At 72.5% G+C, this 12,781-nt stretch carries 16 protein-coding genes and 1 pseudogene; 3 read left to right on the forward strand and 14 right to left on the reverse strand.

Features of this window, described 5'->3' with window-relative positions:
* The 9 genes and pseudogenes from B7X32_RS02475 to hemE form a co-directional block, all read right to left on the reverse strand.
* Positions 1-300, reverse strand: a pseudogene (locus tag B7X32_RS02475) (porphobilinogen synthase); the annotation flags it as partial.
* Positions 297-1,097, reverse strand: a complete 801-nt coding sequence (locus B7X32_RS02480) for a uroporphyrinogen-III synthase (protein ID WP_292715539.1) — start codon at positions 1,095-1,097, stop codon at positions 297-299. The pseudogene B7X32_RS02475 and the gene B7X32_RS02480, both read right to left, overlap by 4 nt.
* Before the next feature lie 5 nt (positions 1,098-1,102).
* Positions 1,103-2,134 (reverse strand): hydroxymethylbilane synthase, encoded by a 1,032-nt coding sequence (gene hemC / locus B7X32_RS02485; RefSeq protein ID WP_292715542.1) that lies wholly within the window; start codon positions 2,132-2,134, stop codon positions 1,103-1,105.
* Positions 2,131-2,835 (reverse strand): hydrogen peroxide-dependent heme synthase, encoded by a 705-nt coding sequence (gene hemQ, locus B7X32_RS02490; protein ID WP_292715544.1) that lies wholly within the window; start codon positions 2,833-2,835, stop codon positions 2,131-2,133. The genes hemC and hemQ overlap by 4 nt, the downstream gene beginning before the upstream one ends.
* 174 nt (positions 2,836-3,009) lie before the next feature.
* Complete coding sequence (locus tag B7X32_RS02495) at positions 3,010-3,285, reverse strand: hypothetical protein (protein ID WP_292715547.1); 276 nt, start codon at positions 3,283-3,285, stop codon at positions 3,010-3,012.
* On the reverse strand, positions 3,275-3,679 hold the full coding sequence (locus B7X32_RS02500) for a phage holin family protein (RefSeq protein WP_292715549.1): 405 nt from the start codon (positions 3,677-3,679) through the stop codon (positions 3,275-3,277). Before B7X32_RS02500 ends, B7X32_RS02495 begins: the two co-directional genes overlap by 11 nt.
* Position 3,680: 1 nt before the next feature.
* Positions 3,681-4,103 (reverse strand): hypothetical protein, encoded by a 423-nt coding sequence (locus B7X32_RS02505; protein WP_292715552.1) that lies wholly within the window; start codon positions 4,101-4,103, stop codon positions 3,681-3,683.
* 108 nt (positions 4,104-4,211) lie between these two features.
* Positions 4,212-5,765 (reverse strand): FAD-dependent oxidoreductase, encoded by a 1,554-nt coding sequence (locus B7X32_RS02510; RefSeq protein ID WP_292715555.1) that lies wholly within the window; start codon positions 5,763-5,765, stop codon positions 4,212-4,214.
* Positions 5,762-6,820 carry a uroporphyrinogen decarboxylase gene (gene hemE, locus B7X32_RS02515; RefSeq protein WP_292715558.1) on the reverse strand — a complete coding sequence of 353 codons (1,059 nt, stop codon included), beginning with the start codon at positions 6,818-6,820 and terminating at the stop codon, positions 5,762-5,764. The genes B7X32_RS02510 and hemE overlap by 4 nt, the downstream gene beginning before the upstream one ends.
* A 117-nt stretch (positions 6,821-6,937) precedes the next feature.
* On the opposite strand from hemE, the gene B7X32_RS02520 reads away from it, so the two are divergent.
* Together B7X32_RS02520 and arr are read left to right on the forward strand one after the other, a co-directional pair.
* Entirely contained in the window at positions 6,938-8,272 is a 1,335-nt protein-coding gene (locus B7X32_RS02520) for a glutamyl-tRNA reductase (protein ID WP_292715561.1), read from the forward strand.
* Between the two features lie 50 nt (positions 8,273-8,322).
* Positions 8,323-8,733 carry an NAD(+)--rifampin ADP-ribosyltransferase gene (arr, locus tag B7X32_RS02525; RefSeq protein WP_292715564.1) on the forward strand — a complete coding sequence of 137 codons (411 nt, stop codon included), beginning with the start codon at positions 8,323-8,325 and terminating at the stop codon, positions 8,731-8,733.
* A gap of 25 nt (positions 8,734-8,758) precedes the next feature.
* Here arr and B7X32_RS02530 read toward each other — a convergent pair whose 3' ends face one another.
* Genes B7X32_RS02530 through B7X32_RS02545 form a run of 4 tightly spaced genes read right to left on the reverse strand, consistent with a single transcriptional unit; the run spans position 8,759 to position 10,713 of the window.
* Complete coding sequence (locus tag B7X32_RS02530) at positions 8,759-9,598, reverse strand: SRPBCC domain-containing protein (protein WP_292715567.1); 840 nt, start codon at positions 9,596-9,598, stop codon at positions 8,759-8,761.
* Positions 9,595-10,065, reverse strand: coding sequence for an SRPBCC domain-containing protein (locus tag B7X32_RS02535; RefSeq protein WP_292715570.1), 471 nt, complete (start codon positions 10,063-10,065; stop codon positions 9,595-9,597). The genes B7X32_RS02530 and B7X32_RS02535 overlap by 4 nt, the downstream gene beginning before the upstream one ends.
* 43 nt (positions 10,066-10,108) lie before the next feature.
* The gene (locus tag B7X32_RS02540; RefSeq protein WP_292715573.1) at positions 10,109-10,492 is read right to left on the reverse strand and encodes a type II toxin-antitoxin system VapC family toxin; all 384 of its coding nucleotides are present in this window, start codon (positions 10,490-10,492) and stop codon (positions 10,109-10,111) included.
* The gene (locus B7X32_RS02545; RefSeq protein ID WP_292715576.1) at positions 10,489-10,713 is read right to left on the reverse strand and encodes an antitoxin; all 225 of its coding nucleotides are present in this window, start codon (positions 10,711-10,713) and stop codon (positions 10,489-10,491) included. The genes B7X32_RS02540 and B7X32_RS02545 overlap by 4 nt, the downstream gene beginning before the upstream one ends.
* Before the next feature lie 71 nt (positions 10,714-10,784).
* Between B7X32_RS02545 and B7X32_RS02550 the strand changes: the two genes are divergently transcribed.
* Complete coding sequence (locus tag B7X32_RS02550; RefSeq protein WP_292715579.1) at positions 10,785-11,351, forward strand: HhH-GPD-type base excision DNA repair protein; 567 nt, start codon at positions 10,785-10,787, stop codon at positions 11,349-11,351.
* Positions 11,352-11,437: 86 nt separating this feature from the next.
* Here B7X32_RS02550 and B7X32_RS02555 read toward each other — a convergent pair whose 3' ends face one another.
* A complete protein-coding gene (locus B7X32_RS02555) occupies positions 11,438-12,727 on the reverse strand; it encodes an alpha-L-fucosidase (protein WP_292715582.1) in 1,290 nt (429 codons plus the stop codon).
* Between the last annotated feature and the right edge of the window lie 54 nt (positions 12,728-12,781).

Below are 12,781 nucleotides of genomic sequence, written 5' to 3' on the forward strand. Positions count from 1 at the left end.
GGCGCCGGATCCGACGGCGTCCCGCGCGGCGGGCACGCCGAAGAGCATGACACCGGTCACGCCCGCCTCCGCCGCCTCGACGGCGGCACGACGGAGCGAGTCGAGCGAGTGCTGCATGACGCCGGGCATGGATCCGATCGGCGCCGGATCCGTCAGACCCTCGCGGACGAACGCCGGCAGCACCAGATGGCGCGGCAGCAGGTCCGTCTCGCGTGCCAGCGAGCGCACCGCCGCGGACTGCCGCAGCCGGCGCGGGCGGACGTCGGGGAAGCCGGCCGACGCGCCGAGTCCGCCGATCACGGGGCGAACTCGTCTGCCGCGTGCGGAAGCGTGAACTGCGAGACCGCGTCGATGAGCGCATCGACGGTCTGCTTGTCGGCGACCACCGTGATCGGAAGGCCCGCCTTCTTGGCGTCCTTCGCGGTACGGGGGCCGATCGCGGCGAGCAACGTGGAATCGGGGATGTCCGGGAACTGCTCGCGCACCTGCTCCGCGACGGATCCACTCGTGACGAGGATCGCGTTGATCCGGCCGTTCTGCACGTCGCGCATGATCCGCTCGGTCACGGGGACGCCGACCGTGCGGTAGGCGACGACGCTGGACACGTCGTGGCCCGCCTTGATCAGCGACTTGGTCAGCAGCGGCTTGGCGATCTCGCTGCGCAGCGTCAGGATCCGCTTCGGCTCCGGCTCCAGCGCGATGATCTGCCCCGCCATGCCCTCGGCGGAGTTGTCGTCCTCCGGGACGAGGTCGACGTGATAGCCGACCGCCGCGAGCGCCGCGGCCGTGGTCTCCCCCACGGCGGCGATCTTCGTGGAGGCGGGGATCTCGGCACGATGCGCGAAGAGCACGTCGACCGTGGTCGCGCTCGTGATGGTGAGCCAGTCGAACTCGCCGGCCGAGAGCTTTGCGAGAGCCTCGTCGAGAGCCGCCTGGTCGTTGGTGGGCGCGAAGTTGATCAGGGGGGCCACGACGGGCACCGCTCCCTGCGCGCGCAGGCTGGCGGCGACGCCGTCGCCCCACGGTCCTCCGCGCGGCACGAGCACGCGCCAACCGGTCAACGGCTTGGCCTCTTGCTTCGATTCAGTCATCATCATCGGGTTCAGGGGCGCGGAAGGAGGTCAGCCGCCCCACGTTCGAGCAGCCGACGGGCAACAGACAACCCGATCGCGCGGGATGCGCTGATCGGGTCTGCACCATCGGCAGAGTCCGCACCGTTGCCACTGCCGTTGGGATGAATATACTCCTCGGCCGGTGCCCCCGCCTTCACGGAGTCTGGATGCAGCGGCTCCGTGACGTCGATCCCGATCCGCCAGCCGTCCTGCGGGGCGTAGACCACGGCCCGCACGCGCAGGTCGCCGTCGACGATCTCCGCGTGCGCGGCCATCGGCGCCTGACAGCCGGAGTCCAGCCCCTCCAGCACCGCACGCTCGGCCGTGACGGCGATGCGGGTGGCCTCGTCGTCGAGGGCCGCGAGCGCCGTGAGCAGCTCCGCTGGAGCGTCGGCGGTCGTCTCCACGGCGAGCGCGCCTTGTCCTGGTGCGGTCGGCCACTCGGCGAGCCCGAGCGGCTCCGCCTTCAGCCCCCCGAGCGGATCGCCGTCGAGCCTGCTGAGCCCGGCGGCGGCGAGGATCACGGCGTCGAGCTCGCCCGAGGCGACGCGCCGCAGCCGTGAGTCGACGTTGCCGCGTAGATCCGCCGTGTGCAGGCGCGGGTTGCGGACGTGCACCTGAGCGATGCGGCGCGGGGATCCGGTGCCGATCGAGGACCCGCCCTTGAGCTCGTGCAGGGGCGTGCCGTCGCGGGTGACCGCCACGTCGCGGGCGTCGGCGCGCGCCGGGATCGCGGCGATGACGAGGTCTTCCGGCACCTGGGTGGGCAGATCCTTGAGGGAGTGCACCAGGATGTCGCACTCGCCCCGCCGCAGCGCATCGCGCAACGCGGTGGCGAACACGCCCTGCCCGCCGATCTCGCTGAGCGAGGCGCGGTTGGTGTCGCCCTCGCTCGTGATCGGGACGAGCTCGACCCGGCGGCCCGAGACCGCCTCGAGCGCCTTCGCCACGTGGCCGGACTGGGCCTGGGCCAGAGCGCTGCGGCGGGTGCCGAGGCGGATGACGTCGCCGGCAGAGGTCACTGCAGGACCTCGGGGATCTCCTCGAGGCGCAGGCGGCGCCCGGTGTAGAAGGGCACCTCCTCCTTCACGTAGCGGCGCGCGTCGGTGTAGCGCAGGTCGCGCATGAGGTCCACGAGCTCTGTCGGGTCGTCCGCCTCGAGCGGCAGCAGCCATTCGTAGTCGCCCAGCGCGAAGGCCGCGACCGTGTTGGCGATGACCCCGCGGAAGGCGGCGCCCTTGCGGCCGTGCTCGGCGAGCATGCGGCGGCGCTCGTCCTCCTCGATCAGGTACCACTCCGGGGTGCGCACGAACGGGTACAGGCAGAGCCAGTCCTTCGCCTCGACGCCGCGCAGGAAGCCGGGCACGTGCGCGCGGTTGAACTCCGCGTCGCGGTGCACGCCCATCACGTTCCAGGTCGGCAGCAGCGTGCGAAGGAGCTCGGTGCGGCGCAGGCGCCGCAGGGCCTTCTGCAGCTCCTCCGGGCTGGGGCCGTGCAGCCACACCATGAGATCGGCGTCGGCCTTGAGCCCGGAGACGTCGTAGAAGCCGCGGACGGAGATCCCCCCGTCCTCGATGAGCCGGACGATGTCCTCCAGCTCGGTCGCGTCGGACTCGACCACGGGAGCGGAGGGGTCGCGGCGCCACACGGCCCAGAGGGTGAACCCCTGGGGCGAGACGTCGGAGTCGGCGGCGAGCACGGGCGTTTCTGCAGCTTCAGCCATGGATCCAGTCTGCCCCCTCCGGCTATGAGGTGCCGACCGCGAGACTCCAACTGGGCGACGAGACTGCGCACCTGACATGCAGTCTCGTCGCCCAGTTGGAGTCTCGCGGTCAGAAAGGAGGGCGGGACCGGGGGCAGCGCGCGGCGCGGGGTCAGCGCGGCGCGGGGCGCGGGGTCAGCGCGAGATGCTGCGGGCGACGGCCCAGACGATGCCGCCGACGACCGCGGCGACACCGACGGCCGCCGCCACGGCGCCGACCGGGTTGCGGCGCGCGAACGCGCGCAGCTTGACCTTGCCCTCGACGGTCGCCTTCTCGAGGCGGCGGGGCACGTTGCCCTTCTCCTCGATCGCGAGCAGCGCCGCCTTCAGCTCGGCACGCGCCGAGGCGACGGGATCCACGATCCCGTTCGGCACGGCCGTGCGCGGGATGTTCACCGGGTCAACGGCCATCGCCGGTCTCCTTCACGATGCGGATGTCGGTGGCCACGGCCTGCGCGGGGTTCTCCCGGCGCAGGACCTTGCGGAACTTCAGGATCCCGAGCAGCGCGAACACGAGCACCGCGAGCAGCAGGATCCCGAACGTGATGATCGCGGAGAGCCACACCGGGAACCACGACGAGAGCCCGGCGATCGCGAACACGAGCACGACCGGCACGGTCCAGAACAGGAAGAACAGCGCGACCAGGAACCAGACGCTGCCGATGCCGGCGTCCTTCGCGGTCCGCGAGATCCACGTCTTGGCCGCGTCGATCTCGGCCTTGACGAGGTTGCTGACCAGGTCGGGGAGGTCGCCGAGCAGCGTCAGCAGGCTGTCGTCGGCGCGATCCCGGAAATTGCCGGCCATGTCAGGCGCCTGCGGTCGGCTTCTTCGGCGCGCTCTTCGCGCCCGACGCCGCGCGGGGCTTCGTCTTGCCCTCGGCGGCCGCGACGGTCGCCTCAGCGGCGGCGACGGTCTCCTCCGCGGCCTGCTTGACCTCGGCCGCGACCGTCTTGCCGCTCGCGATGGTGGAGTCCACGCGCTCGCCCGGCGTGCCGTCGGAGGTGGCGGCCTTGACGATCTTCACGGCACCGGTCCACAGCGCCTGCGGCACGGCGGCCGCCTGGGTCTTCGCGAAGTCCTGCACCTTGTGCACCTGCGCCTGCACCGGGTCGAGGTGCCAGACCTTGAGCCACTGCTTCTTGATCTGTTCGTAGCGCTCGCGTCCTGCGCGGGTGCCGAGCACGTATCCGACGCCGAGTCCGACGACGAGTCCGATCTTCCCCTTCATGGGGTCTCCTCACGATTGCGGTCTCTGCGGACCTCCAGCGTAACCCTGTATGCCGATTTCGGCATCTATCGTGCGGAAGGCGGCACGACGACGGCGATCCCGGCGCCGTCAGTCCCAGAGGAGAGCGTGTCGGATCCGCTCCGCCTCGGCCTTCGCGTGCGGGACGACCTGCGCGAGACCCGTGCCGCTCAGCCACGCCCCGGTCGCGGCGACACCAGGCACGGCCGCGATCGCCGCCGCCGCCGCGGTGCGCCGCTCGGCCGCGCCGAGCACCGCGGAGGGCTGCGCCTGCACGAACCGCGCCCTGTGGCTGCCGCGCAGCTGCGCGGGGCGAAGAGCGACGCCGAGGAGCGCCGACGCCTCGGCCAGCGCGAGCCTGCCCGCCGCCTCGTCGTCGAGGGCACCGGTCGCCGGGGCCTCCCCGGCCGAGCCGAAGGACACCCGCACGACCTGCCGGGATCCCGCCCTCTCGCGCAGCCAGGCCCACTTCGCACTGCTGTGCGTGAGGGCCTTCGCGATGTGGGATCCAGGAACCGTGAGCACGCCGGATCCGCGCGGGGCGGCGTCCAGCTCCGGGGCATCCAGGACGAGGGTGACGATCTCGATGCGCGGGGAGGATCCCGCGGCGACCGCGGCGAGCTCCGGCACGTGGGGGGCGAGCAGCCGCCGCGCGGTCGCCTCGTCGGCGGCGACGATCACGGCGTCGAAGCGGACCGGGGCGTCGGCCGCGTCCTCGGCGCCGCGCTCGATCGTCTCGGGCTCCGTCCCCGGCGCAGCAGCCGCCTGCGGCTCGGGATCCGCGATTCGGACGGTCCAGCCGTCGGCGTCGCGCGAGAGCTCCTCGACCGGAGCACCGGTGCGCACCTCGGATCCGAGCAGCTCGATGCGGGCGATCAGCGCGTCGATCATGCCCGCCATGCCGCCCTCGAGCCCCTGCACCGCGGCGCCGGGAGCACGCCCGGAGCCGCCGGTGATCTCGGCGACCGCGCCGGAGAGCGAGCCGGCGCGGGTGAGGGCCGCGTTCAGGGTCGGCGCCGCCACGTCGACGTCGATGTCGTCGGGGTGCGCGGAGTACACGCCCGTGCTGACGGGGGCCACGAGGCGATCGAGCACGCGGGCGCCCATGCGCCGGCGCACCAGACGGCCCAGGCTGTGGTCGTGGCCGATCGTGAGGGGCGGCAGCAGGCGGTCCAGCCAGGCGCGCCAGGTGCCGTTCCAGCCGATCACGCGGCGCACGTCCTCGGCGAAGGGGTTCGCCGGGATGCCGAGCAGGCCGCCCTGGGGCAGCGGGGCGGCGCCGCCGGGGATGCCCGCGACCCAGGCTCCTCCCGGCTCGGGCGAGACGACCCTGTGGTCGAGGCCGAGGTCGGAGAGCAACGCCCGCACGTGCCCGCCGCGCACGGCGAAGCTCTCGGCTCCGGCGTCGAAGACGAGTCCGTCCGCCTCGCCCGACCGCACGGCGCCGCCGGCTCGCTCCTGCGCCTCGAACACGGTCGCGTGCGCGCCGATCGCGGCGATCGACTCCGCCGCGACGAGTCCCGCGACGCCGCCGCCGATCACGGCCACGCGCAGGTGCGCCGCCTTCGCGGCGAGCTCAGGGGTGTGCGCCGGGTCGGCGGCGCGGCCCGGGTCGGGAACGCGCCCCGGATCCGGAGTGCTCATCTCGTCGCTCCGGAGGCGACCGACTCCGCGCCGACCTCGTGCACGAGCTCGACGATGCGGGTGAGCGCCGAGGGGTCGGTCTCGGGCGGCACGCCGTGGCCGAGGTTCAGGATGTGGGCGCGGGCGGCAGTGCCCCGGCGCAGCACGTCGCGGACGTGCGCCTCGAGCACGGGCCAGGGAGCGGTGAGCAGCGCGGGGTCGATGTTGCCCTGCACGGTCACGTCGTCGCCGAGCACCGCGACGGCCTCGTCGAGCGGCAGGCGCCAGTCGACACCGACCGCGTCGGCGCGCCCGTCCAGACGCATGTCGGCGAGGAACGGACCCGTGCCGACGCCGAAGTGGATGACCGGGGCGTCGATCCCGTCGACGGCGGCCGCCGAGTGCGGGGCGACGAAGGCCCGGTAGTCGGCGGGGCTGAGGGAGCCCGCCCAGGAGTCGAAGAGCTGCACCGCGCTCGCCCCGGCCGCGCGCTGCGCGTCGAGGAAGGTGCGGGAGATCCGCGCGAGCCAGCCCGCGAGCCGGTTCCACGAGTCCGGATCCGTGTGCATCATCGCCCTGGCCCGCAGGTGCTCCTTGGAGGGCCCGCCCTCGACGAGGTAGGCCGCGAGCGTGAACGGCGCTCCCGCGAAGCCGATCAGCGGGGTAGTGTCGCCGAGCTCGGCGACGACGAGTCGCACGGCCTCGGCGATCTGCGTCGTGTCGAGGGATGCCGGGTCGATCGCGGTGATCCGGTCGACATCGGCCGCGGTCCGCACGGGCGAGGCGAAGACCGGTCCGCGGCCCGGCTCGATCTCGACCTCGACGCCCGCGAGGCGCAGGGGCACGACGATGTCGCTGAAGAAGATGCCCGCGTCGACCTTGTGCCGTCGCACGGGCTGCAGGGTGATCTCCGCCGCGAGGTCGGGGGTGAGGCACGCGTCGAGCATCCGGGTGCCGACCCGCAGGTCGCGGTACTCGGGCAGCGAGCGGCCGGCCTGGCGCATGAACCACACGGGGGCGGTGTCGGGGCGGTCTCCGGCGAGGGCGCGCAGCAGCGGGGCGTCGTTGAGGGGCATGGGTCCATTCTCCCCGACCTCTGCTTTGCAGCGAATGGGGATCCGCCCGGGGCGGATCCGTGTCGCCCTGCGACCGCACCCAGGATCCGCAAAGCGCACGAGGCGTAAACTCTCAGGGTGCTGCTCTGCGTCACGGCGAATCACAAGACCGCCCCTTTCGACCTCCTCGAACGACTCAGTCGCACCCCGGATGACCTGGCTGGATCCCTCTCCGAAGGATCCAAGGGCGCCGTCGTGCTCGCGACCTGCAACCGCTTCGAGGCCTATGTCGACGTCGACGGCACGGCCGATGAGAGCGACGTCGCCCGGATCCTGAACACTGTCTCGGAGCGCAGCGGCATCCCCGCCGACACCCTCAACGCCTCCTCCGCCGTGCATTCCGGCGCCAGGGTCGTTGAGCACCTCTTCGCGGTCGCGTCCGGACTCGAGTCCGTGGTGTCCGGCGAGGGCGAGATCGCCGGACAGGTGCGGCGCGCGCTCACCTCGGCCCGCACGCACGGCACCACCTCCCCGGAGCTGGAGCGCCTGTTCCAGCGTGCGAGCGAGGCGCAGCGCAAGGTCAAGAACGACACCGCCCTCGGGCGTGCAGGGCGGTCGCTGGTACGTCTCGCCCTCGAGCTGGCCGACAGCCGCATCGCCGACTGGAGCGCCGCCCGCGTGCTGCTCGTCGGCACCGGCGCCTATGCCGCCGTGACCCTGGCGACGCTGCGCGAGCGCGGCGCCCACGACATCAGCGTGCACTCCCCCTCGGGGCGCGGCGCCGCGTTCGCCGCGAAGCACGGCATCCGCGCGCTGCCCAAGGCGGAGTACGCCCGCGCCGCCGCGCACGCCTCGATCGTGATCACGTGCACGAGCGCCGAGCACCCCGTGCTCGATGCCGCGATCCTGCGCGAGGGCCGCGGGCCGGCGCTGACCGCGCTGCCGACGCCGGACGGTGCGGCCGTCGACTGCCCGATCCCCGGCCACGGCTTCTCCGCCGGCGCGACGCCGTCGCAGCTGATCGTCGACCTGGGCATGCCGCGCAACGTGGCGCCCGACGTCGCCGACGTCGAGGGCGTCGCCCTGCTCGATCTCGAGACCATCCGCCTGCACGCGCCGCTCGAGGAGCTGCAGGCGACCGATGCCGCGCGCTCGATCGTGCGCGCCGCCGCGGCGACGTTCCACGAGGTCGGCGCCCGGGAGAGCGTGACCCCGGCGGTCGTCGCCCTGCGCGCGCACATCTTCGGACTGCTCGAGGCCGAGATCGACCGCGCCCGCAAGCGCGGCGACGACGGCGGACAGGTGGAGCAGGCCATGCGCCACCTCGCTGGCGTGCTGCTGCACACCCCGACCAGCCGCGCGCACGAGCTCGCAGCACAGGGACGCGGATCCGAGTTCATCGCCGCTGTCGAGACCCTCTACGGCCTCACCGCCGAGGTCGAGGCCCGGCGGGACGACGCCGCCACGGCCTGACGTCGCACGCGGGGCGTGCCGGCGGCGGCACGCGCGATTAGCCTGGGACGGTGAGCGACGTGACAGATGAGGGTCCCTTCTTCCACGGCACCAAGGCGGATCTGCAGCCCGGCGACCTCCTCACGGCGGGATTCCGGTCGAACTACCGGCCCGAGGTCGTGATGAACCACATCTACTTCACCGCGCTGCGCGACGGGGCCGGCCTCGCCGCCGAGCTCGCGGCCGGCGACGGCGCTCCGCGGGTCTACCTCGTCGAGCCGACGGGCGCGTTCGAGGACGACCCGAACGTCACCGACAAGAAGTTCCCCGGCAACCCGACGCGGTCCTACCGCAGCGCGGATCCGCTCCGCGTGGTCGACGAGGTCGACGACTGGACTCGGCTGACTCCGGAGGCGCTGCAGGAATGGCGCGACCGCCTCGCAGCGCTCGCTGCCGACGAGCGCGGCGAGATCATCAACTAGCGGATCCGCTCCCGCTCCCGCGCCTTCAGGCGAGGGAGCCGTCGCCCGACAGGGCGCTGAGGCCCTGCAGCAGCTGCGTCCACCCCTGCTCGAGCCCGGCGATCGCCTCGGTCGCACCGGGTGTCACGTGGTCCACCTCGATCCGCAGGGCGACCACGGTGGCGTCGCCATCCGCGCGCAGCTCCACCGTGTGCACGGCGTCGAAGAGCGCCACCCCGGTCTCTCCGATCGGCGCGAGCGCGAACACCAGACGCCGGCCGGGATCCGCCCCGATCACCCGCCCTTCCGAGCGGTAGGTCGCACCTCCCGGCTCGCCGAGCACGAAGCGGATGGCTGCGCCGACGTCCGGCGCGATCGAGAGCTCCCGCACGTCGAAGTGCGGCGGAGCCCACCATCGCGCGGCGAGCGCCGGATCCGTCCACGCGCGCCACACGGCGTCGGCCGGCGCGGCGACCTCGGCGCGGAGGGCGAAGGCACGCGCGCCGGGCGCCTTCCCCTCTCGAGCGATCGCCTGCCCGTACGCCTGCAGCGCGTCGTCGTCGCCGTCCGGCTGCGCCCATTCGCCCAGCCAGCTCGCGAGGGACGCGAACGCGGACCTGTCCAGGCCGACGACCCGGCGCCGACCCAGCCTGTGGATCGTGACCAGCCCCGCCGCTTCGAGAGCCTGCAGGTGCTTCGTGGTCTGCGGCTGCAGGGCGCCGATCGCCTCCGCCACGCCCCCGACGGTGCTCGCGCTCGCGGCGAGGACCTCCAGGATCCGGAATCTGGTGGGCTCCCCCATCGCGGCGAAGGCACGCCGGGGGTCGAGGGGACCGGCGGCGTCGCCCGTGGGGGCGGCGGCCTGGCTCTCCTGCCCCTCGCTCATTCGGCGGAGACGAGCGCGGCGAGGTTGTCGAGCTCGTTCGCCCGTCCTGCCAGCAGGCGCTGCGTCCACACGTCGTCGTGCAGGGGCTCGACGTGCATGACGATGCGGGTGCCGCCGCCGGCGGCCGGATGCAGCTCGATCTCGGTGCGCTGCTCGTACTCGTCATGATCGGGCACGAAGTCGATGATCGAGGAGTATCCGAGCCGCGTCGGCTCTTCGATCTCGGTGAAGCGCTTGCGGGACGCGGTGGCGAGCGGCATCCCGTTCTGCTCCATGAAGGCGACCTGCGCGGGGGCGACGGCCGTCATGGTGTATTCGAGCGCGCCGCCGGGACGCAGGTCGAGCGCGGTCACGTCGGTGCGGAAGCCATCCGGCGCCCACCAGCGCGAGATGCCCTCCGGAGTGGTCCAGAGCTGCCAGACGCGCTGGGGAGAGGCGGAGACGTTTCGTTCGATGGTCTCGTTCATGGACCCATGATGCATTCGTCTAGACGAATATGTCAAGCCTTTTTTACGGCAGCAGTGCGCAATCCGGAGCGGATGCTGCGAGACGCGCATCGAGAGTCAGCAGCGAGCATTGCGCCGCGCGTGCGAGCACGACGTACATCGCGTCGTACGCGCTGACGTTGTGCCGCAGTGCGTAGACAGCCGGCAGCATCGACATCATCGGCATCTGCTCGACGCCGAGCGCGTCGAACTCGCCGAAGGCACGCAATGCCTGCTCATCGGTGATCTGTCGGCTGAGGGACCATCCTCGGATGACGGAGGCGACCTCAGCCGTGAGGTGCTGCGGCGCCAGCAGCTCGTGCCCGTCGATCAGCGCTGCCGCCCTTCGCCCCGCCTCGGTTCCGAACAGGATCTCGGCGACCGCTGATGCATCGACGACGAGTGTCATCGCCCGGGTCGCTGCTCGGCGAGCACTTTCGCAGCCGGTTCGAGCGTGGCGACGCCGCGACTCGCGATCCGCTCCAGGAGCTCGGCACGACTCGGACGCGTCGCGAGGCGGTCGAGCTCGCGCAACAGATAGTCGCTCAGCGAGCGACCCTCGAGCGCGGCCTTCGCCTTGAGCGCGCGGCTCGTCTCGTCGGAGACGTTGCGAACCTGAATCGTTGTCATGCGACTAGCATATCTCACATGCGTCGTGCATGCACCGCGCACCCGTTTCGCTCGGATGCGAGACTGGATCCATGGCCCTTCACATCACCGGAGACACCGCCGCCGACACCCTCCTCAGCGACAACCCGCTCGCCCTGCTCGTGGGCATGCTGCTGGATCAGCAGGTCGCGATGGAGACCGCCTTCGCCGGCCCCCTCAAGATCGAGCAGCGCACGGGCGCGGTCGAGGCCGCCGCGATCGCCGCCTACGATCCCGACGAGTTCCTCGCCGCGTTCAAGCAGTCGCCCTCGGTGCACCGCTTCCCCGGATCCATGGCTGCGCGCGTGCAGACGCTGTGCCAGAAGCTCGTCGACGACTGGGGCGGCGACGCCGCGAACCTGTGGACCCAGGGGGATCCGGACGGCGCCGAGGTGCTGCGCCGGCTGAAGACCCTCCCCGGGTTCGGCGAGCAGAAGGCGAAGATCTTCCTGGCGCTGCTCGGCAAGCAGTACGGCTTCACGGGCGCCGGCTGGCGCGAGGCCTCGGCTCCCTACGGCGAGGACGGATCCTTCCGCTCGGTCGCCGACATCGTCTCCCCCGAGTCGCTCACGAAGGTCAGGGAGCACAAGCGCGCGATGAAAGCTGCCGCAAAGAGCTGACCGCGCGCCCTTCGTCTCGCTGCGCTCGCTCAGGGACCGGGGCCGCGCGCCCTTCGTCTCGCTTCGCTCGCTCAGGGACCGGTGGTTCACATCATGACCATGTCGGCGTCGCCGGCGCGGTAGTCCTCAGTCGACGGCACGACCGGCGCCGACTCGACGCCCGTGCGGAACCCGCGCACGGCCGCGAGCACGGGCGACGGTCCGTCCAGGGCGATCTCGAGGGACCGCACCGCGCGGGTCGGGAAGGCGTGCAGCCGGCGCACCCCGACGGTCCCGCCGGCGCAGACCTCCTCCCCACCGTCCGTCACGCGGTGCGCCGCGATCCGCTGCCCCTCGGCGAGCTGCTCCTCGAGTTCGAGGTGGTCGATCGCGACCTCCGCTCCGAAGTCGACGCGCCACCGGCCGTCGCCGAGGGCTGTGAGCTCGCCGTCGAACGGAGCGCCGAACCGCCGCGCGAGCTCCGCCGCGTACTCGGTGAGCCGCGCGAGGTCCGCGGCGTCGATGAGCCCGTCGCGGTTCGGCGGGACGTTCAGCAGCAGGTTCGCGCCGAGGCCGAGCGAGCGGTAGTGGATCCCGAGCAGGTGCTCGAGGCTCTTCGGCTCGTCACCGGGCTGCCAGAACCAGCCGTGCCGCAGCGACACGTCGCACTCCGGCGGCAGGTACCGCGCCCTGCCGAGCCCGAGCATCGCGTCGGTGTGCACGTCGTTCGGCGTGACATCGACGACGTACTCCACCGGGTCGGCGGCGAGACCGTCCTCGTTGCCGATCCACCGGATGTCGGGATCGCCCATGTTGAAGATGACGGCGCCCGGCTGATGCTTCCGCACGACGCCGGTGATCCGCTCCCAGTCGTAGACGCGACCGGCGGATCCCGCGCCGTCGAACCACACCTCGACGAGGTCACCGTACTGCGTGCAGAGCTCGGTGAGCTGCGCGCAGTAGAGATCGTCGTAGGCCGCCGGATCCGGGTAGCGCGGGTCGTGCCGGTCCCACGGCGAGAGGTAGAGTCCCAGGCCCATCCCGGCCTCAGCGCAGGCGTCGGCGAGCTCGCGGACGACGTCGCCGCGGCCTCCTCGCCACGGGCTCGCCGCGACCGAGTAGTCCGTCGTCGCGGTCGGCCACAGGCAGAACCCGTCATGGTGCTTCGCGGTGAGCACCACGGAGGCCGCTCCCGCCGTCCGCGCGGCGGCCACCCACTGGCGCGCGTCGAGCCGCGCAGGGTCGAACCCGGACGCGGGAAGGCTGCCGTCGCTCCACTCCACGCCGAAGAACGTGTTGAGCCCGAAGTGCAGGAAGACGCCGACGCCGTCCCGCTGCCACCGCAGCTGCGCGGGCGTGGGATGCAGAGCGGCGGTCTGCGCGGAGATGGTGGTCACAGGGTGTGAGGATATCCGGCTCGTCGCGGCGATCCACCCGCCGCGCACAGAGCG

It is taken from the genome of Microbacterium sp. 13-71-7 (assembly GCF_002257455.1).
Lineage (GTDB): Bacteria > Actinomycetota > Actinomycetes > Actinomycetales > Microbacteriaceae > Microbacterium.